The sequence below is a fragment of the Dietzia timorensis genome, assembly GCF_001659785.1.
Lineage (GTDB): Bacteria > Actinomycetota > Actinomycetes > Mycobacteriales > Mycobacteriaceae > Dietzia > Dietzia timorensis.
This window is the reverse complement of record NZ_CP015961.1, coordinates 2,185,024-2,205,263: the sequence shown is the minus strand read 5'-3', so window position 1 is coordinate 2,205,263 and position 20,240 is coordinate 2,185,024. Positions and strand designations below refer to the sequence as shown.

Below are 20,240 nucleotides of genomic sequence, written 5' to 3'. Positions count from 1 at the left end.
GGGCCGGCGTGAAATGCCCTGCGAAGCAAGATCAGCTCATGAGGTTGCGAGTGGTATCGATCCCGAGATTCATCCCCACGAGCCCGCGCTTGCGGACCGCGAAGCTGTCGGCGAGCGAGGAAAACGCCTTCGCCGGCGCGGACTCGGGCTGCGTGAGCACGATCGGCGTACCCTCGTCGCCGTCCTCGCGTACCTGCGGATCGAGCGGGATCTGACCGAGCAACGGCACTTCGGCACCGACGGCGCGGGTGAGGTTCGCAGCAACGGTCTCACCGCCACCGGAACCGAACAGCTCCATGCGCTGCCCATCAGGCGTCTCGAACCAGGACATGTTCTCCACGACGCCCGCAATTTTCTGGCGCGTCTGCAGTGCGATCGCACCGGCACGTTCGGCCACCTCGGCCGCGGCCTGTTGTGGCGTCGTGACGACGAGGATCTCGGCGGTCGGGATCAGCTGTCCGATCGAGATCGCCACGTCTCCGGTGCCCGGAGGCAGGTCCATGAGGAGCACGTCCAGATCGCCCCAGAAAACGTCGGCGAGGAACTGCTGCAACGCCCGGTGCAACATCGGACCGCGCCACACCACGGGGGCGTTGCCGGACGTGAACTGCGCGATCGAGATGACCTTCACATCGTGCGCGACAGGCGGGATGATCATTTGTTCGACCTGCGTCGGACGGATCGTCGAACCCAGCATGCGGGGCACGGAGTGGCCGTAGATGTCGGCATCGAGCACGCCCACCGACAACCCTCGCGCCGCCAGGCTCGCGGCGAGGTTGACCGTGACGGTGGACTTTCCGACGCCGCCCTTGCCGGACGCCACGGCGTAGACACGCGTGAGGTTGCCCGGCTGGGCAAACGGTATGAGCGGTTCGGTCGAATCCCCGCGGAGGCTCTTTCGCAACTCGGTGCGCTGCTCGTCGTTCATCACGTCGAGCTCGATGTCGACATCGGCGACGCCCGGCACGTCGAGAACGGCATTGCGCACACGATCACCGATCTCGGTCTTCATCGGGCAGCTCGCCGTCGTCAGGTAGATACCGATGGATACATCACCTGAGTCGGAGATATCGACGCCCTTGATCATCCCCAATTCGGGGAGCGGCTTGCGAATCTCCGGGTCGTCCACCTTCGCCAACGCGGCGCGAACTGCATCTTGGCTGGGAGCGCTCATAATAGGTCCAGTCTAGATGCCGGCCCGCCGGATAGGACAATCGCGCAAAACGCCCGCCCCTGAACAGATCGGGGACGGGCGCGGACGCGGAGATCCGAAGAATTAGGGAAGCGGCGGGATGCGCACAGGAATGCCGGCGATGTTCAGTCCTTCACCTTGAGAAACGTTCTCCGGGGCGTTAGGAGCCGGGGCGGGCGCCGGCGCGGGGGCAGGCGCCGGAGCCGGTGCCGGCTCGGGAGAGGGCGCCGGTGCGGGAGGCGGCGGCTCGTTGCCCTCGGGCGCGGGCGGGGCCTCGGGTTCCGGCGGCGGGACCGGCTCGCAACCCTCGACGGTGACCTTCTCGTCCGGGGTGCCCGGAGCCTCGGTCTCGGGAGCGGACTTCGGCTCACCCTCGGTGCCCTCGGGGCACTTCTCCGGTACCGGTTCGGGCTCGGGATGGATCGGTGGCAGGTCGGCCGGATCCGGTGCGATGCCCGTCGCGTAGGCCTGTGCCCACGCGTTCACGTTCTGCACGTAAGCCTTCGAGTTGTTGTACGACAGAATCGCGGCTTCACGCTGTGCGGGGTCTTCCATGCTCCCGCCGGAGGCACAGAGATAGTTTCCGGTGGAGTAGGCGGAATCGAAAATGTTATGCGGGTCGGCCTTGCCGTCACCGTTGCCGTCGCGGCCCAGCCGCTCCCACGTCTCGGGGATGAACTGGCCGGGACCGACCGCGCGGTCGTATTCCTTGTCTCCGTCGATCTTGCCGCCGTCGGTGTCCTTGATCACGGCGGAACCGGAGAGTTTCCCGTCGAGGCGGGGGCCGAAGATCGGCTTGATCGAGTTGCCGTTCACGTCGAACTCGCCTGAGTTGCCGTGGTTGGACTCGACCTTCTTGATGCCGGCGATCAGCGTCCAGTCCATCGCGCAGGCGGGTTGTTCCGCGGCGAGCCGGCCGGCGGAATCCTGATAGGCCTTGAGCGCGATGCCCGGGATGCCGAGGGGGCCTTCGGGAAGATTGGCGGGCTCGGCCGGTGGGGGCGGAGTCTCGCTGGAGGACTCCGTAGTGGGCTGAGGGGTGACCTGCTCGGCGACCTGGCGGTACTCCGGCGCGGGCGCGTCATCGCCGCGATTGGACTCGACGACGATCGCGGTGCCGCAGATACCCGCGATCACCGTGGCAGTCACGCCGATACCGATCGTGGTTCGACGATTGTGAATCAGTGGACTACGTCGCACCTGTTCATCCTCCAACTTCGATTCCGGGTTCGGTGTCGACCCGCGGCCCTGCCGTGAATCGTCGCCTGTGTTCGTGTCCTGCATAAACCCGGAAAATTCCCCTGTTTCTTCGTGTTGCGCCGGTGGTCACCGTCTTTTCCGCACCGGTGGGTGGGCGGAAAGTTACGGACAAGTGATCGTCGGGGCGAATGCCCGCTCGATGGCACATCGGAAAAAATGCAACACGAGAAGTGTAAGCCAAGTTCAGCGTGATTTGAGAGATCTTTCGACGAAAATGTTTCGCCCGTCAGCGTAATCACATCAGTCACAGTGGTAACTGAGAGTCGCCTCGGGTTCCCTACCTTGGTCTCACTCGCATTTGCCAAGGTGCGCACACTCAAGATTAATTTACGTTTATGTGTTCGCGGCGTTCTATTTTCTTGTTATGACGTCGGACGTGCTTGGTCCGCGGGCTGGTCCTCGTCGGCTTCTCCCGCCGCCAATTGCGTCTCCACCCTGGCCAAAACGTCCTTGATGTCGTCCAGCTCACGGCGCAGGTAGTCACGAGTCACCGTGTCACCGAGGGAGAGACGGACGGAGGCGAGTTCTCGCGTGATGTACTCGGTGTCGGCCTTGGTCTGCGTTGAGCGGAGGCGATCTTCCTGGATAGAGACCTTGTCTCGGTCCTCTTGCCGGTTCTGTGCGAGGAGGATCAGCGGTGCCGCGTAGGCGGCCTGCGTGGAAAAGGCGAGGTTGAGCAGGATAAAGGGGTAGGGGTCGAACCGGAACGCTACCCAAGAGACGTTGATGATGATCCACACGACCACGACGACGGTCTGGATCATGAGATATCGGCCGGTCCCGAAGAAACGGGCGATCATCTCGCTATAGCGGCCCACGGCGTCCGGGTCGATGTTCACGCGGGGACGACGGCGGGACGTTACCGGCTGATTGAGTGACGTCATTCCCTGGGCCGATGCGTGCTTGTCCTTCATGCGCGTGCCCCCTGTCGCTTGGTGGAGTTCGAGTCGTCCTGGGTGTCGCCGTCGTGGATGTCGAGGTCTCGCCAGTTCTTCGGCAGCAGGTTGTCGAGCAGGTCGTCGACGGAGACCGCCCCGAGTAGGTGCCCTTCGTCGTCGACCACCGGCCCGCACACGAGGTTATAGGTCGCGAAGTAGCGCGTTATCGCGTTGATCGAGTCATCCGGTCGCAGCTGGGATAGCGAGGAGTCGAGGATTTCGGCGACCATGGACGAGGGGGGTTCTCGAAGGAGCGACTGTATGTGGACGCTACCGAGGTAGCGGCCTGTCGGGGTTGCGGTCGGTGGGCGCACGACGAAGACGAGCGAGGCGACGGCGGGACTGAGTTCGGGGTTCCGGCAGTGCGCGAGGGCCTCGGCGACGGTGGTCTGCGGGTCGAGGACGATCGGCTCCGGAGTCATGACGCCGCCGGCGGTGTTCGGGTCGAACTGCATGAGGCGGCGGACCGATCCCGATTCGGACGGGTTCATCATCGACAAGAAAGTCTCGGCTTCCGAGTCGGGAAGTTCGGTGAGGAGGTCCGCGGCATCGTCGTGGTCCATGACCTCGAGGACGTCCGCCGCACGAGCGAGTTCGAGGTGGGTCACGATCTCCGTCGCCTCGTCGTGTGGCAGCTCCTGGAGAACATCGGCGAGCCGCTCGTCATCGAGTGCCATCGCCACGGCAAGGCGGCGCTGCTCGGGAAGCTCGCGCATGGCACGAGCCACGTCCGGTACGCGCATGTCCTCGAACTCCGACAACAGATGAGCAGCGTCTCCGGAATCCTGGAGCTTGCCTTCGGTCTGTTCACGGACCAGCTCCTCCCAGTCGACGACGCTCACTGCGCCACGGCGACCGATCCGTCCGCGTCGGCGCGGCTGCACCGCCACTCGCGAAATCGTCCAGTCGCGGCTGCGCTGCTTCTCGATCTCGATATCGACGATGCGGGATTGGCGCACGTTTGCGCCAAGATCCCCGTTCGTCGTGCCCTGAGCGTCCTTGATCGTAACGACGGTATCGATGACCTCGCCGAGAACGAGCGCTTCCGCCTCGCGAACGGAGAACTTATGCAGATTGATCACGCCCGATGCGAGAGAAACCGCAGTCGGTTCGATCGCGGACACGCGAAGGATCGGGACGAAAATGCGGCGCCTCGTGGGCAGCTCGACGACGAGGCCCAGTACTCGGGGCGGCAGACTATCGGTGCGTTTGGTGACAACGACGTCCCGAATGCGCCCGATTTCGTCACCATCGGGCCCGGTGACGGGCATTCCGGCTAGCCTGGCTACGAAGACTTTGCTCGTTGACATAGTGACAACATTACGAAATTTCCGATCAAACGCTCACAGTGGTGGGGCAGACCGGTTTTGAGGCCCCCGCTAGCGCTGCCCCCGCGCGAAACGTCGGGCCGAAGAAGCTGCAGGAAGGCGGGTGCGCATGAGCTCCGACAATCCCTTCGAAATCATCGCCGGACTACGTCGAGCCGCCAGACGGACGACGCTCGCCGTTCCCGGTTCCAGCGCGAAGATGCTGGCCAAGGCGACCGGGCTCGATGCCGATGAAGTGTTCCTGGATCTCGAGGACGCCGTGGCGGGTCCCGCGAAGCTCGAGGCGCGCTCCCGGGTCGTCGAGGCGCTGTCGGCCGGTGGCTTCAGCGCACGACAGCTCGCCGTGCGCGTCAATGCGTGGGATACGGAGTACACGGTGGGCGACCTCACCGATGTGGTCTCCGGTCTCGCGGCGCGTGTCGAGGCCGAAGCGGGTGCGGGCGCGGAGGGGCGAAGAGTCCCATTGGATACCGTCATAGTGCCGAAGGTGCGCGAGGCCACGGAGGTCGCGGCGGTCGACCTCATTCTGCGCCAGCTCGAGCGCTCTCACGGGCTCGTCGAGGGCGCTATCGGTATGCAGCCTCAGATCGAAGATGGGATGGGACTGGTCAACGTCGACGCGATCGCCGCGGCAAGTCCGCGCGTGGTGTCGCTCGTATTCGGACCGGGGGACTTCATGGCCTCTATGGGGATGCGTTCGCTCACGGTCGGCGCGCAGCCGGAGGGGTACGCAGTCGGCGACGCGTACCACTATCCGCTCACGCGAATCCTCGTCTCCGCCCGAGCACACGGAATTCAGGCCATCGACGGACCGTATGTCAAGGTTCGAGACGTCGAGGGCTTCGAGAAAGCCGCCCGCCACACCGCGGGCCTCGGGTACGACGGGAAATGGGTCCTGCATCCGTCGCAGGTCGACAAGGGCAACGAGGTGTTCACCCCGCGAACGGAGGACATCGACCGCGCCGCGGAGATACTCGCGGCATACGAGCGGTCGACCTCCATTGCAGGGGGCGCTCGCGGCGCGATCATGGTCGGCGACGAAATGGTCGACGAGGCGGGACGTAAAATGGCGCTCACGGTCCGAGACAAGGCCGAGGCCGCCGGAATCTGGACGGGGCCGTAGCGTTGGGACAGCGATCGCACACCATGCGCAGGAGGAAGGACGTGTTCACGAGATGACGTCGGCGAACAGTCAGAACCGTGGCAGGGCACAGTCGCGAAGCGTGCCCACACCGCCGACCGGATGGGTCGTCGCCTCGTACGCGACCTACCTTGAGGCCCAGCGTGCCGTCGACCATCTCGCGGACCACGATTTCCCCGTAGAGAAGGTGACGATAGTCGGCGTCGACCTCATGCAGGTCGAGCGCGTTATGGGGCGACTGTCGTGGGGACGGGTGTTGCTCAGCGGACTCATGACGGGCGTGTGGTTCGGCTTGTTCATCGGGCTCATGCTCGGCATCTTTGCCACCGAGATACTCGGTCCGGTGCTCTTCGGCATCATCGGCGGCGGGATCTTCGGCATGATCGGCGCGGCGATCAGCTACGCGGCCACCCGCGGGCAGCGGGATTTCGCGTCTACGTCTCAGCTCGTGGCCAACCGCTACGACATCCTCTGCGAGCCCGATGGCGCCGAGAAGGTGCGCGACGAGTTGTACCGCCTCGGCATGCGGCCGGCCTAGGAGGCATTCGATGAGCGACGTCACTACCGCCGTATCCGAGCAACTGGACCAGCATTTCTCCGGTTATCACCGCGACGAGGCCCAGATCACGTTCCTCGGCAACGAACCCATGCGGCTTCTCCGCTTCGTGCCCGACTCCGGGTCCGGCGACGACGATGTCGTATGGTATTCCTCTCTCGGGTGCTCGGCTCACCCGATGGATCCGGAGGCGATCAACCCCGACCCGGGTGCCCCGCGCGCGGAAATCGTGCTCGGTGTTCGGCGCGGCATCGATGCCGTTGGCAAAACTTTGGCCATGATTGCAGCAAGTCCCTCTGTGGAGGGTGTTGTGCTTCGCGAGGGTCTGCTCATCGACCTCGAATCGCCGTTGTGGCCGGGATCGTCGTTCACCGCTGTCATCCTGACGCCGTCCCCGGTGCCGGATGTTGCGGGGGATTGGGGTGCCGACGTGGTCGTCTACCAGGCGGTTCCGGTCACGCAGACCGAGGCGGCGTGGGTTCGCCTCAAGAGCGCGGACACTCTGCGCGAGGCGTGGACGGAGGCGGGGGTCGATATTCTCGACCCCGACCGCTCCGCCGTTCAGCCCCGCGACTGAGAGGGCGGCGGTGGCGAGTCCGTTGGAGAGACTACGAGCGAAGGGCACAGGTACTGAAGGCGTGAAGCGAATCGCACAACGTTTGTCGAGGCGGGCCGGGGTCAGCGTGTGCGCCGTGACGGTGGCAGCGACCCTCGCCGCGTGCGCGGTGCCCAACGATATGGTGCCCACCTACCCGTCAAGCGACGCGCTCACTGTCGCCCCATCCGAGGTCATCGGGCACGAGGTGCTCACCGACGTGTACGCGCTCGCCCTGCGACGCGAGGGCGTCCTCGTGGAGATCGCCGAACCGGCCGGGACGACTACCGACGCTACCGACAAGGTCCTCGCCGGCACGTCCGATTTCACCATTGGCTACTCCGGACAATTGCTGGATGACGTCGAAGGCGCTGATTCCTCCGGCGCGGCCGATTCTGCGATGTCCGCGACCGAGGTATACGACCAGCTCGAAGCTTCCATCCCGGACACCGTGAGCGTCGGCCCCGCAGCCAGGGGGCAGGACAAGCCGGTTGTGGTCGTCACCGAGCACACCTCGACGACGATGAACGTGCGAACGATGTCCGACCTCTCGGGTCGTTGTGGCGAGCTTCGCCTCGCGGTATCGCCCCAGACCGCGCTCGCGCCGGAAGTGCGCAGCGCGCTTCGCGGGTACGACTGCCAATTCTCGGATGTCGTGACCGATTACCCGAATCCGACCGAGATCCGCGAGGCACTGCGCAGCGGCGACGTCGGAGCGGGAATAACCTATAGCAGTGATCCGGCGCTCTTCCCACCAGACATGGTTCGCCTCGACGACGATCGCAACCTCATCCAGGCGCAGACTCCGGTACCCGTTTTCGCCTCCGGTTCGTTGAGCGAGGAGGACCAAGAGGTCCTGGCCAAGGTGTCCCGAAAGATGAGCACGCAAGAAATGATCAAGCTCAACGCCGCAGTCGAGTCCGGCCGTACGCACGCTATCGCGGCTGCGTCTGGTTGGCTCAACGACAACGGTTTCGAGTCGTCCCTGGATGCTGGTTAGTCAGAGCCACTTGTTGCGACGAAAGAGCCAGTACAGAAAAACGCAGATCGCGAGCATGAAGGCCAGGACGGCGTAGTAGCCGTACTTGAAGTGCAGGTCCGGCATGTTGTCGAAGTTCATGCCGTAGATGCCGGCAATCATCGTGGGGACGGCGGCGATCGCGACCCATGCCGAGATACGCCGCATGTCCTGATTCTGTTTGTTTCCCGCCCGGGCGATCGCAGCATTGACCAGCGATGTCAGGCGCTCGTCGTATCCGGTGACATCTTCGGCGACGAGAGTATGGTGATCGAGCACGTCGCGGAAGTAGTGCCGGATCTCGGGGGCCACCACCTCGAACTCGTCCTGCGTGAGCCGCCGAAGGGGCGTGCCCAGGGGCGTGATGGTGTGCTTGAGCTCGAGTGCTTCGCGCTTGAGGAGATAGATGTGTTCGATCTCCAGGTTCTCGTTCGGCGAGAACACCACCGATTCGAGCTCCTCCACATCGACCTCGACCGCATCGGCGACCATGATGTATGCATCGACGATGTGGTCGGCGACCGCATGCATCACCGCAGAAGGGCCAAGCGTCAGGAGCTCAGGGCGCTCTTCCATGTGGCTCCGCAGGTGAGCAAGACCACCGAAGTCGCCGTGCCGAACGGTCAGAACGAACTCGTGCGAGGCGACGATGAGAATATCGCCGGTTGCTACGATCTCCTTTGCGCTCTTGACCGAGTCGTGCTCACGGTAGTCGACGGTGCGCAGGTTGAGCACCAAAGTGTCGTCGTAACGCTCGAGTTTGGGGCGCTGCCCACCGGCCGTGGCGTCCTCGGAAACGAGCTCGTGGAGCCCGAAGATCTCCGCGATTCCCGCCATCTGCCGTGCGTCCGGCTCGAAAAGTCCGATCCATACGAATCCCTCACCGCGGCTGCGCACATATTCGAGAGCGGTGCGGTGATTCCGCTGCCCGGGCACGCGCGCCCCGTCGACATATACCGCGCAATCGACGACAGCGCGTTCGGCGGGAACATTGGGGCCGCCGGGCGCCGTGCCCTGCTTGGAGGAGCCGAACGGGTTGGTGCCCAGATTCGGGACGATCTTGTCGAATCCGAATGAAGAGGGAGACACGGGCAACGCTCCTCGGCGGTGATGGTGGAGTTAAGTAAGGGATCGAAGACTACGCAGCGATCTTATTCCACCATCGGCGCCGGATGGTGGAACGGGAATGAAAGCGGTGCAAGGCACTACCGGTGTGGCCCCGAATGAGTTAATGTTGATGTATCAACTAAATGGATGTTGTCACTTCGCGTGAAGGAAGGATCATCATGTCCGACAATAGCGTGACCGTCTCGGGCCGTCAGCCCGCGGTCTTCATCGGTCACGGGGCGCCCAATAACGCCATCGAAGATAACGCGTGGACGCAGGAATGGAAGAAGCTCGGCAGGTCGCTTCCGCAGCGTCCGCGCGCCGTGCTCACGGTCTCCGCGCATTGGTTTATCGGGGCGACGGCGGTGACGGCAATGTCGAAGCCGCGCACGATTCACGACTTCTTCGGGTTCCCGCAGGAGCTGTCGGAGTTCCGATACCCGGCAGACGGTGCACCCGAGCTCGTCTCCCAGGTGGAACAGCTGGCTCGACCGCAGTGGGTTGGAGCCGACGAGGATTCGTGGGGCCTCGACCACGGGGCATGGTCGGTTCTCACGCACGTGCTGCCGGAGGCCGACGTCCCGGTGGCGCAGCTATCGCTCAATGCCACGAAGTCGCCGGAGTATCACTTCAACCTGGGCACGAAGGTGGCAGAGCTCGCCGATGACAACGTGCTCCTTCTCGGTAGCGGAAACGTGGTACATAACCTGCGGATGGTCAACCCGGCAGTCGGGGACACCGGCGAAGCGTGGGCGCATCGGTTCGACGACGCAGTCGAGGAACTGCTCGTGCACAGGCCCGAAGATATTCTCGAGATTCTCGAGCACCCCGATTTCGCCCGTGCCGTGCCGACGCCAGATCACTTCCTTCCGGTCGTCCACGCCGCAGCGTGGACGGCGGCTCTCGGCCGCAGGGCCGAATCCTTCGACAAGGGCTACACGTGGGGCTCGCTATCGATGACGAGTTACACCGCAGCCTGATCAGGTCAGCGGGGGCGTCGCGGGCCCGCCGTCATACATAGAAAAGATCCGCCCCTCTCGCAGCGCGCTGCTGCGAGAGGGGCGGATCTCGTCCGCGGGACCTGAGTCCCCGGGGCTCGGGCTATTCGAACGCCTCGTCGACGAGTTGCTTCTGCTCGACGGCGTGCACCTTCGACAGGCCGGTGGAGGTGGCGGCCATGGCGCGGCGGGAGACGAGCTTCATCGGCGGCCAGCCCTCGACTACCTCGGGCAGCTCGAGCGCGAGGAACGGCCACGCGCCCTGGTTGGCAGGCTCCTCCTGGACCCAGCGGACCTGCTTGAGGTTCGGGTAGTGCTTGAGGGCGTCGGTGAGCCGGCGGTAGGGCACCGGATGCAGCTGCTCGAGACGGACGACGGCGATATCGTCGCGGTCCTCCTTCTCCTGCCGGGCGGCGAGCTCGTAGTAGAGCTTTCCGGATACCAACAGCATGGTGGTGACCTTCTCGGGATCCTTGCCCGAGCCCGCCGTGAAGGTCGGGTCGTCGAGGACGGAGCGGAACTTGCCCGAGGTGAAGTCCTCGACCGGCGAGACGGCCTTCTTGTTACGCAGCATCGACTTCGGGGTCGCGACGATGAGCGGGCGGGCGATGCCCTTCGCGTGCCGGCGAAGCAGGTGGAAGTAGTTCGCCGGCGTCGAGGGCTGTGCGACGGTCATCGATCCCTCGGCGCACAGCTGCAGGAATCGCTCGAGGCGGGCCGAGGTGTGGTCCGGGCCCATGCCCTCGTGGCCGTGCGGAAGTAGCAGCGTGACCGCAGACTTCTGTCCCCACTTGGCCTCGCCGGAGGAGATGTACTCGTCGATGATCGTCTGCGCACCGTTGACGAAGTCGCCGAACTGCGCCTCCCACAGCACCAGCGCCTCGGGGTTGCCCACGGAGTAGCCGTACTCGAAGCCGAGCCCCGCATATTCGGTGAGCGCCGAGTTGTAGACGTTGAACGAGCCCTCGCCGCTGGGAAGGTGGGCGAGCGGGGAGTAGACCGACGAGTCTTCCTTGTCCACGACGACAGCGTGGCGCTGGGTGAACGTGCCGCGGCGCGAGTCCTGGCCGGCGAGGCGGACCGTGCGCCCCTCCTGCACGAGCGTGCCGATCGCGAGGAGTTCGGCGAACGCCCAGTCGATACCGCCGTTGTAGGCCATCTTCTGGCGATGCTCGTATACCGGCTTGACGCGCTGGTGGATGGTGAAGCTCTCCGGCAGAACGCCGAAGGCGTCGCCGATCTCGTGGATCAGGTCCTCGTCGACGGCGGTGACGAGACTCGACGGCAGCGGCTGCTCCGCTTCGATCGAGCGCGACGGCTTGACCGCATGCTTCTCCAGCTCACGGACTTCCTTGAACACCTGCTCGAGCTGGCCCTGGAAGTCGCGCAGCGCCGTGTCGGCCTCGGCTTCCGTGATATCGCCACGACCGACGAGATCGCGGGTGTAGACCTCGCGGACGCCCAGCTTGTTGTCGATGATCTCGTACATCTTCGGCTGGGTCATCGACGGATCGTCGGCCTCGTTGTGCCCACGGCGGCGGAAACAGATCAGGTCGATGACGACGTCCTTGTGGAACTCCTGACGGAAGTCCATGGCGAGCTTCGCCACGCGGACGCAGGCCTCCGGATCGTCGCCGTTGACGTGGAAGATCGGCACGCCGAAGCCCTTGGCGATATCGGTCGCGTACTGGCTGGAACGCCCCGACTCGGGAGCGGTGGTGAAGCCGATCTGGTTGTTCACCACGATGTGCACAGTGCCGCCGGTGGTGTAGCCGTCGAGGAGCGCGAGGTTGAGCGTCTCCGGGACCACACCCTGCCCGGCGAACGCAGCATCGCCGTGCAACATGAGCGGCACGATCGGGAAGTTCGCGGCCTGTTCCGCCGGGAGCTCGTCCTGCTTGGCGCGGACGATGCCCTCGAGAACCGGGTCGACGGCCTCGAGATGCGAGGGGTTCGCGGTAAGCGAGACCGTGATCTCGTTGTCGCCGAACATCTGGTAGTGCGTTCCGCTCGCACCGAGGTGGTACTTGACGTCGCCCGAACCGTGGGCAGCGGACGGATCCATGTTGCCCTCGAACTCGGTGAAGATCGCGCCGTAGGGCTTGCCGACGATGTTGGCGAGAACGTTGAGTCGGCCGCGGTGCGGCATTCCGATGACGACCTCGTCGAGGCTGTAATCGGCGGCCTGGTCGATGACCGCGTCCATCATCGGGATGACGGATTCGGCGCCCTCTAGCGAGAAGCGCTTCTGGCCGACGTACTTGGTCTGCAGGAAGGTCTCGAAAGCCTCGGCGGCGTTGACCTGGCTCAGGATGTACTTCTGCTCGGCGTTGGTGGGTTTGTCGTTGACTCCCTCCAGGCGCTCCTGCAGCCACATCCTCTGCTCGTTCTCGATGATGTGGGTGTACTCGATACCGATCTTGCGGCAGTACGCCGCGCGCAGCACCGAGAGCACGTCCCGGAGCTTCATCTTGTCCTTGCCGACGAAGCCGCCGACGGAGAACTTGCGGTCGAGGTCCCACAGCGTGAGCTCGTGGGTGTTGACGTCGAGGTCTGGATGCACCTCGCGGCGGTTGAAGGCGTGCATGCCGTCGAGCGGGTCGACATCCGCCATGAGGTGGCCGCGATTGCGGTACGCGGCGATGAGCTCGAGGACGCGGGCGTCCTTGTCCACGCGCGGATCGGTGATGTCGCGGCGCCAACGGACCGGCTCGTACGGGATGCGTAGAGCCGAGAAGATGACGTCGTAGAACGAATCGTCGAGAAGCAGACGGTGGATCTCGCGAAGGAACTCCCCCGATTCGGCGCCCTGGATGATCCGGTGGTCGTACGTCGAGGTGAGAGTGGTGATCTTGCCGATGCCTTGATCGGCGAGCTTCTCCTCCGAAGCGCCCTGGAATTCGGCCGGGTACTCCATCGCGCCGACGCCGAGAATCGTGCCCTGATTAGCGGTCAGGCGGGGCATCGAGTGCACCGTGCCGATACCGCCCGGGTTGGTGAGCGAGATCGTCACGCCGGAGAAGTCGTCCATGCCCAGCTTGCCCACGCGTGCGCGCTTGACAATGTCCTCGTACGCATCGAGGAACTCGCGGAAGTTCATCCGCTCGGTGTTCTTGATGGCCGCGACGACGAGAGTGCGCGAACCGTCCTTGTTCACCAGGTCGATCGCCAGTCCGAGATTGATGCCCGACGGGGTCACCATGTTCGGCTTGCCGTCGACCTCGGCGAAGTGATTGTTCATCGACGGGTGGGCCTTGACGGCCTGCACCATCGCGTAGCCGATGAGGTGCGTGAAGGAGATCTTTCCGCCGTGCGTGCGCTTGAGGTGGTTGTTGATCACGACACGGTTGTCGATCATCAACTTCGCCGGAACTGCGCGGACCGACGTCGCCGTCGGGATTTCCAGCGACTTGGTCATGTTCTTCACGATCGCGTTCGCGGCGCCGCGAAGGACCTTGTTCTCCGGCTCGGCCGGCGGCTGGAAGTCGGGCACGTCCGGCAGCATCGCCGAAGAGCTGCGCTTGGCTCGGTCCGCGTCGCTGCGTGGGCGCTCGTTCTTCTGCGAAGCCTTCGACTCGGCATCGTCCGAAGCCGGGGGCTGAGACGAGGCGGCCTTCGTCGCGGGCTTGTCCGACTTCGCGGACGGCGCCTTCTTCGCGGCGGGCTTCTTCTCGGCCTGAGTGGGCTTCTTCTCCGCGGCCGGCGCCTTCTCGTCCCCGCCCGAGACGCTCGGGGCGGAGGGGGCGCCGTTCTTCTCGAAATACTCGTGCCAGCTGGCGTCGACAGAATCCGGGTCGCTACGGAATCGCTCGTACATCTCGTCCACGAGCCATTGGTTTTGTCCGAACTGCGAGTCTTGTACGCTCACGACCGAAAACTGCCTTCCTTGTTTTTCTACCTATTCGCGCTCGGTGGGTCCCACCGCGCCTAAATACAGCCACGTTTCTATTGTTGCTGGTGGAGAGGGCGCCGGGCCCAATGTTTCGCCCCCGGCGCACGGTAGTGCCATGCGGGCAGGGGCGAACCTCCGACATCCTTCGTTCTACCCGTTTTCCGGGTATTCGGCACATCCGTGCTCAAGGCTAGTCGGCGCGCCGGGAACCCGCCGCGGTTTCAGGCACTCGGCGCGCCGCGCGGTACTGCCTTCGCGTCCTCGCGAGAACATGTTTCAGTAACGATCCCGAGTGCGGTAAGAGCACGGGGATTCGCCCCGCATACACGTTCGGCGCCCTCGAGCAGAGGGCGCCGAACATGTTCGAACCAAATGCATCGGGTCCCGCGGGGCTACCCACGGACGACGCCCCGGCTTCTCCGGAACGGCACGACCCACATATGACGTCGGAGGTGCCGCTACTTCTTGGCCGTTTCCAATTCGGGGGTGGAAGGCCACGTCGTCGGTGGAACGCCGAAGGCTTCCTTTGAGCGGGAGACCATGAGCTTTCCGGCCTTCACGTTGCCCCAGCCGCCGAGCACAGCGCCGATGCCGGCGGGAAGGATCTTCGCGAACGACCCCTTGAGCCGCTTGAAGACGAACCCGCGAACGAGTTTGTTGAACACGATCGAGTTGATTCGCCCGAGCTCGGGGAGCTCAGTGGCCTTGCGCGCGACGGATTTGCCCTTGCGTCCGTGGGCCGCGCGCTCGACGATCGCGTTGCCGGTCGAGCCCAGCAGGATGATCGACACGAGGAGCTCGCGCTGGTCGCGGCGCGAGACGTCGACTCCGTAGACGGTGGCCTTGGCGATCGTGTGGAAGGTGACCGCCTCGAGGAAAGCGACGGCGTCGGCGCCGATAGCGCCGAACGAGGCGAGCGTGCCGATACCGGGGACGGTGGCCGTCGCGCCGGCGGCCGTGCCCGCCGTGCCCACCGCGCGCACGAGGTTCTTGTCCAGGCGCTCGGCAACCTGCGCCGGTGACTCGTCCGGGTGGGAGTTGCGCAGGCGGCGTACATATGCCTGCGCAGGCGCGGTCTGCACATCTACGGCCCTGTCCAGGGCGCGGCGCAGCCAACGCTCGGCGAGGCGCACACGGCCCTCCGGATTGGCCAACTCCAGTTCGCGGTAGGCCGAGAGCTCTCCGTCACTGCCGGACGGGGCATCTGCGGACCGATCGGAATTCTTACGTGGCCAAGCCATTGTTCACCGTCCTTGTGCGCCCAACAGGCGGGCGCACGCTCATCGCTGGGCGTTCTCGAATGATCACGCGCGGGCCCTGCCGATATTACTGGGTCGGCGGGATGTGGAGGCAATTGCGACAATTACCTCCGGCGTCATACCCCGGGGTGACTTACTAAGCGGGAAGCACCTTCTCGGTGTATTCGTTGCGGAATACACGCTCCGGATCGACCGAATCGCGGACGGCGACGAAATCGTCGTACCGCGGGTACAGGCGAGAGAGCTCGTCGACGGTAAGGCTGTGCATCTTGCCCCAGTGCGGGCGTCCGCCTGCGGCACGGAAGACGGACTCGACGTGGTCGAAGATGGGCTCGGCGTCCATGCCCACGTACTGGTGCACGCTGAAGTACACCGAGTCGCGGCCGTGGGCCGAGGATAGCGGCGCATCATCTGCGCGCACCGCGCGCACCTCGATCGGGAAGGGGGTCGGGAACTCGGCGGCATCGAAGAACGAGCGCAGCTCGGCGAGGACCTCGGCCGCATCGGCGATGGGCACGCCGTACTCGATCTCCCGAAAGCGCACGTTGCGGGTCGAGCTGAACACCTTGTAGGACCTGTCCGAATACGTGGACTTGCCCATGAGCCTGCCCGAGATCGCGTTGGCGTGCTTGGTCAGGCCCGGGCGTCGGGCGACGGTGCGGCACAACATTCCGAAGGCGTTGTTCGTCAGCAACTCGCCGCGCTTGAGGGCGAAGGCGCTCTTCGGGCGCAGCTCGGAACTCGCCGGTATGCGTGTGTTCTGCTTTACCTCGATGAGGTCGGTGTGGGGAAACCAGAAGAACTCGACGTGGTCCCCGTCGCGCAGGAATCCCTCGAGGTCGCCGGTGACCTCGTCGAGCGTGCTGGGGCGCTCGGTCGACTCCAGGGCGAACGCGGGAACGCAGCGCACAGTCACGCAGGACAAAACGCCGAGCGCGCCGAGGGAGACTCTCGCGGCGGCGAAGAGCTCCGGATTCTGCTGCGCATCGCAGTCCAGTATCTCGCCGGTGCCGGTAACGATCTGTAGCGCCGTGACCGTGGTGTGGATGCTGCCGAATCCCGCGCCCGTTCCGTGGGTGCCGGTGGAGATCGATCCCGCGATGGACTGCTCATCGATGTCGCCGAGATTCTCCTGCGCGAGGCCGAGCTCCCAGAGCAGTGGGCCGGCATCGCGAAGGCGGGTGCCCGCCCACAGTGTGACGTCGGCGCCCGCCGGCTCCCCGTCCGGTCCATACACCGGCGTGACCGCCTTGACGCCGGCGAGGTTATCGAGGCTGAGCTGGATTCCTTCCGTCGCGGCGCAGGCGGAGAACGAATGGCCGGCGCCGACGGTCTTGAGGGAGGTTCCCGAGTCCGCAGCGCGCTGGACGATGCGGGCGATCTCGGCCGTAGTGGTCGGAAAGACGGACTCGGTGGGAGTCGACTCCACGGTGCGTCCCCAATTGCGCCACGTCGCTTCAGTCATGGGCGCAACTATAAATCACCGAAGGGGCGATCCGTGGTCAGAAACGGCGGGCAATTGGTCGCTTGTTCGAATTGTTCGTAATCCCGGTCCGGGCACTCATATGCAAAGCGCCACGGCGGCGTCGACCGGCGTTTTATAGTGGCTACGTGTCAAAACGTCTCCCCGCCGACAAACGCCGAGCACAGTTGCTCGACGCGGCCATACGGATCACAGAAGAACAGGGGCTCGGCGCACTCACCATTCGTGCGGTCGCCGAGCGGGCGGGCGTGTCGCTTGGCGTTGTCCACTACTGCTTCGTGGACAAGGACGAGCTGGTCGACAACGTCATCGGTGCTGCCAACGAGGAACTCGCCGCCGCAACGCGCGCCTTCCTCAACCTGGATCTGAGCTCGGGGGAGACCGGGCCCGCTGCGCTGGAAGAACTCGTGCACGAGGCATTGAATCTGCAGTGGAGGGTGATCAGCTCCTCCCCGGACAGGCAGCTGCTCACCTACGAGATCGCCGCGTATTCGATCCGGCTCCGGCCACCGGAGAAGGACAACCTCGCGCTCGACCAGTACCGCGGATACGACGAGCTGGTCGAGATGGTGTTGCGGCGCGCAGGGGAATCGTCCCAGATGGATTGGGACGATTTTCCGGCGATCGTTCGCGCAACCGGGGCGATACTCGACGGAGCCGTGCTGCGGTGGTTGATCGACCGGGACGATGATTCGTTCACCCGAAGCATGGAAATCGGCATCAAGGCCGTGGTCGACAGCGCACGTCCGGCTGCCGAATAGCCCAGGCAGGTAGATTCGCTCCCAGGCAGACCTCTCGCGCCGCGGTGTATGCGGCGGAGGGATTCACTCTTCGGGGAGGACGGAATCTTCATGGCGTTCGGAAAGTCCCGGCAGAACTCGCGGGGGACGATGTCGATGCGCGCGCTCGATGCCGCGATGGACGACGTCGAGCTCGCCACCGCGGACCTCCCGGCGCCGCTCGCGGCGCTCCACCTTCCGAGCCTGAGGGCGAACCTCGACTACACCGTGCGACGTGCGGGCGGCACCCGTGTCCGCATCGCCTCGAAATCCGTGCGGGTGCGCAAGGTTCTGGAGCTGGCGCTGGGGGAGGACCTGTCCGGAGGGGACGAGATCCGCGGCGTCATGGCGTTCTCGCTACGCGAGGCACTGTGGCTCGTCGAGCGCGGGTGTCGGGACGTGCTGCTCGGCTATCCCACGACCGACCGGCAGGCCCTCGCACACCTCGGCGACGATCCGGAGGCGAAAGCCGCGATCACGCTCATGGTGGATGACGTCGCCCATGCCGAGATCGCCGAAGCGGCCGGCGCACACGGGCTGCGCATGTGTATCGACGTGGACTGCAGCCTGCGCCTCGGTCCCATCCATCTGGGCACCCGCCGCTCGCCCTTGCGGTCCGCGGACGAGGTCGAGGCGCTGGCCCGTGCGCTCGCCGACCGGGGGCACGATGTCGTCGGGGCGATGTTCTACGAGGCGCAGGTCGCGGGCGTGCAGGACAACGTGTTCGGTATCGGGCCGGTCAAGGCGTTGTCGATGCGTCGACTCGCGCCGCTGCGCGAAGAGGTTGCGAATGCGATCGAACGGGTTACCGGACGCGCGCCCGAGATCCTCAACTCCGGGGGCACCGGCTCCGTCGAGGCCTCCGCATCCGCGCCGGCGGTGACGGAGGTGACAGTCGGGTCCGGCCTCTTCGTCCCGGGAATCTTCGACCACTACAAGTCCTTTACGCCGCGCCCGGCGCTGTTCTTCGGCCTCGACGCCGTGCGTTCTCCAGCGCCCGGGATGTCGACCCTGCTCTACGGCGGCTACATCGCCTCGGGCGCCCCCGGAGCCGACCGGCTCCCTGTGCCCGTTCGCCCCGGATTCTCCTTCACTTCCCGCGAAGGCGCTGGAGAGGTGCAGACCCCGATCGACGCGCCGATGCCCATCGGTGGGAGGGCGTGGCTGCGCCACGGAAAGGCCGGAGAGCTCGCGGAACGTTTCGCCGAGTTCGTGGTAGTAGATTCGGTGGACGGGACGCCCGCCGTGGTCGACACGTGGGCGACGTACCGAGGTGAAGGGAAGTGTTTCGGATAATGGCGAAGAGCAACGAGGCGCACGAGGGCGGAGTCGATACCGCCGCCATGATCGCCGAGGCCGTGGACATCACCGCCGATCTCATCCGGATCGACTCGACGAACACGGGCAACCTCGACACGATCGGAGATGGCGAGACGCGCGTGTGCCGCCGCATCGCCGAATACCTCGACGAGGTCGGCATCTCCAGTGAGCTCGTCGAATCCGTGCCCGGCCGCGGATCGCTGGTCGCACGCGTCGACGGGGCCGACCCTGATGCCGGCGCACTGGTGGTCCATGGGCACGTCGACGTCGTGCCGGCCGCCGCCGACGACTGGTCGGTGCCGCCGTTCTCCGGAGAGATCCACGATGGTTGGCTCTACGGGCGCGGGGCCGTGGACATGAAGGACATGCTCGGCATGATCCTCGCCTCTGTCCGGGCGATGCGCCGGGGCGGGATCACGCCCCGGCGTCCGCTGATACTCGCCTTCTTCGCCGACGAGGAGCACGCGGGCTTCTACGGCGCCAAGTGGCTTGCCGAGAATCGTCCGGACCTTTTCGAGGGGGCAACGCACGCCATCAGCGAGGTCGGCGGATTCTCAGTTCCCCTTGGCGACAAGCGGCTCTACCCGATCGCCACGGCCGAAAAGGGGGTGGCGTGGGCCGAACTCCTCGCCAAGGGCACCGCGGGTCACGCATCCATGCCTACCGACGACAACGCCGTCGCCCGCCTGGTGAGTGCGATGGCCCGAGTCGCCGAGCACGACTTCCCGCTCGAACCCACCGAATCTGTGGCCGAAATGGCTCGGCAGGTGGGGGAGATCCTCGGAACTCCGACGTCATTGGCGGACTTGCAGGGGAACCTCGGCAAGCTCGGCCACATGGAGGCGATGGTCCGCGCATCGCTATCGAACACGGCCTCGGTGACGGTGGCTGACGCCGGCTACAAGGTCAACGTGATCCCCACGGAAGCTACCGGCGCCATCGATGGTCGCGTACTCCCGGGAAGCGAGGAGACGTACCGGCCGGCGCTCGAAGAGCTTCTCGGTGACGACGTGGAGGTGCAGTGGCGTTGGACTCCGCCTATCGCGGCGCCCGCCGACGACCCGCTCGTCGACCGCGTCCGAGACGCGATCGCCGACTACGACCCGAACGGTGTCGTCGTGCCGTATCTGCTTCCCGCGAGTACCGACAACAAGCATTTGGCCACACTCGGCATCGACGGCTACGGTTTCGTTCCGCTACGCGTGCCGGATGACTTCGACGTCTTCGGGCACTTCCACGCAGTCGATGAGCGCGTCCCCGTGAGCGCTCTGGAATTCGGCGTTCAAGTACTGGAACGGATCCTCCGCACTGCATGATGGCCTTGGGTAGAAAATCGGCGCCCGCGGGTGGCGCACACGGTGGCGAACCGAGAAT

At 65.1% G+C, this 20,240-nt stretch carries 16 protein-coding genes; 8 read left to right on the top strand and 8 right to left on the bottom strand.

Annotation, left to right across the window (positions count from 1 at the left end; translation table 11 throughout):
- Window positions 1-31: 31 nt before the first annotated feature.
- From BJL86_RS10090 to BJL86_RS10075, 4 genes are all read right to left on the bottom strand, one after another.
- The gene (locus tag BJL86_RS10090) at window positions 32-1,174 is read right to left on the bottom strand and encodes an Mrp/NBP35 family ATP-binding protein (protein ID WP_067475485.1); all 1,143 of its coding nucleotides are present in this window, start codon (window positions 1,172-1,174) and stop codon (window positions 32-34) included.
- A 102-nt stretch (window positions 1,175-1,276) separates the two neighbouring features.
- A complete protein-coding gene (locus BJL86_RS10085) occupies window positions 1,277-2,392 on the bottom strand; it encodes a lytic transglycosylase domain-containing protein (RefSeq protein ID WP_232228989.1) in 1,116 nt (371 codons plus the stop codon).
- Between the two features lie 422 nt (window positions 2,393-2,814).
- Window positions 2,815-3,336 carry a DUF1003 domain-containing protein gene (locus BJL86_RS10080; RefSeq protein WP_067472337.1) on the bottom strand — a complete coding sequence of 174 codons (522 nt, stop codon included), beginning with the start codon at window positions 3,334-3,336 and terminating at the stop codon, window positions 2,815-2,817.
- Window positions 3,337-3,362: 26 nt separating this feature from the next.
- Window positions 3,363-4,700, bottom strand: a complete 1,338-nt coding sequence (locus tag BJL86_RS10075) for a magnesium transporter MgtE N-terminal domain-containing protein (RefSeq protein ID WP_067472322.1) — start codon at window positions 4,698-4,700, stop codon at window positions 3,363-3,365.
- 127 nt (window positions 4,701-4,827) lie between these two features.
- On the opposite strand from BJL86_RS10075, the gene BJL86_RS10070 reads away from it, so the two are divergent.
- From BJL86_RS10070 to BJL86_RS10055, 4 genes are all read left to right on the top strand, one after another.
- Window positions 4,828-5,841 carry an HpcH/HpaI aldolase/citrate lyase family protein gene (locus tag BJL86_RS10070; protein WP_067472319.1) on the top strand — a complete coding sequence of 338 codons (1,014 nt, stop codon included), beginning with the start codon at window positions 4,828-4,830 and terminating at the stop codon, window positions 5,839-5,841.
- A gap of 52 nt (window positions 5,842-5,893) precedes the next feature.
- Window positions 5,894-6,397 (top strand): YflT domain-containing protein, encoded by a 504-nt coding sequence (locus BJL86_RS10065; protein ID WP_067472316.1) that lies wholly within the window; start codon window positions 5,894-5,896, stop codon window positions 6,395-6,397.
- Window positions 6,398-6,407: 10 nt separating this feature from the next.
- Window positions 6,408-6,992 carry a suppressor of fused domain protein gene (locus tag BJL86_RS10060; RefSeq protein ID WP_067472313.1) on the top strand — a complete coding sequence of 195 codons (585 nt, stop codon included), beginning with the start codon at window positions 6,408-6,410 and terminating at the stop codon, window positions 6,990-6,992.
- 115 nt (window positions 6,993-7,107) lie between these two features.
- Window positions 7,108-8,010, top strand: a complete 903-nt coding sequence (locus tag BJL86_RS10055; RefSeq protein WP_067472310.1) for an ABC transporter substrate-binding protein — start codon at window positions 7,108-7,110, stop codon at window positions 8,008-8,010.
- Here BJL86_RS10055 and BJL86_RS10050 read toward each other — a convergent pair whose 3' ends face one another.
- Window positions 8,011-9,117, bottom strand: coding sequence for a magnesium and cobalt transport protein CorA (locus BJL86_RS10050; RefSeq protein ID WP_231887129.1), 1,107 nt, complete (start codon window positions 9,115-9,117; stop codon window positions 8,011-8,013). It abuts the gene before it with no gap.
- 197 nt (window positions 9,118-9,314) lie between these two features.
- Here BJL86_RS10050 and ygiD point away from each other — a divergent pair, with 197 nt between their 5' ends.
- The gene (gene ygiD / locus BJL86_RS10045; RefSeq protein WP_067472307.1) at window positions 9,315-10,115 is read left to right on the top strand and encodes a 4,5-DOPA-extradiol-dioxygenase; all 801 of its coding nucleotides are present in this window, start codon (window positions 9,315-9,317) and stop codon (window positions 10,113-10,115) included.
- Window positions 10,116-10,236: 121 nt separating this feature from the next.
- Here the strand turns inward: ygiD and BJL86_RS10040 are convergent, their stop codons facing one another.
- From BJL86_RS10040 to BJL86_RS10030, 3 genes are all read right to left on the bottom strand, one after another.
- Window positions 10,237-13,950 (bottom strand): multifunctional oxoglutarate decarboxylase/oxoglutarate dehydrogenase thiamine pyrophosphate-binding subunit/dihydrolipoyllysine-residue succinyltransferase subunit, encoded by a 3,714-nt coding sequence (locus BJL86_RS10040; RefSeq protein ID WP_067472331.1) that lies wholly within the window; start codon window positions 13,948-13,950, stop codon window positions 10,237-10,239.
- 533 nt (window positions 13,951-14,483) lie between these two features.
- A complete protein-coding gene (locus BJL86_RS10035; RefSeq protein WP_067472304.1) occupies window positions 14,484-15,266 on the bottom strand; it encodes a hypothetical protein in 783 nt (260 codons plus the stop codon).
- A gap of 154 nt (window positions 15,267-15,420) precedes the next feature.
- Complete coding sequence (locus tag BJL86_RS10030) at window positions 15,421-16,749, bottom strand: D-arabinono-1,4-lactone oxidase (protein WP_067472302.1); 1,329 nt, start codon at window positions 16,747-16,749, stop codon at window positions 15,421-15,423.
- A 146-nt stretch (window positions 16,750-16,895) separates the two neighbouring features.
- On the opposite strand from BJL86_RS10030, the gene BJL86_RS10025 reads away from it, so the two are divergent.
- The 3 genes from BJL86_RS10025 (at window position 16,896) to BJL86_RS10015 (ending at window position 20,182) form a co-directional block, all read left to right on the top strand.
- The gene (locus tag BJL86_RS10025; RefSeq protein ID WP_067472299.1) at window positions 16,896-17,528 is read left to right on the top strand and encodes a TetR/AcrR family transcriptional regulator; all 633 of its coding nucleotides are present in this window, start codon (window positions 16,896-16,898) and stop codon (window positions 17,526-17,528) included.
- 129 nt (window positions 17,529-17,657) lie between these two features.
- A complete protein-coding gene (locus BJL86_RS10020; protein ID WP_067472328.1) occupies window positions 17,658-18,842 on the top strand; it encodes a type III PLP-dependent enzyme domain-containing protein in 1,185 nt (394 codons plus the stop codon).
- The gene (locus BJL86_RS10015) at window positions 18,842-20,182 is read left to right on the top strand and encodes a M20/M25/M40 family metallo-hydrolase (RefSeq protein WP_067472296.1); all 1,341 of its coding nucleotides are present in this window, start codon (window positions 18,842-18,844) and stop codon (window positions 20,180-20,182) included. Before BJL86_RS10020 ends, BJL86_RS10015 begins: the two co-directional genes overlap by 1 nt.
- Window positions 20,183-20,240: the final 58 nt, after the last annotated feature.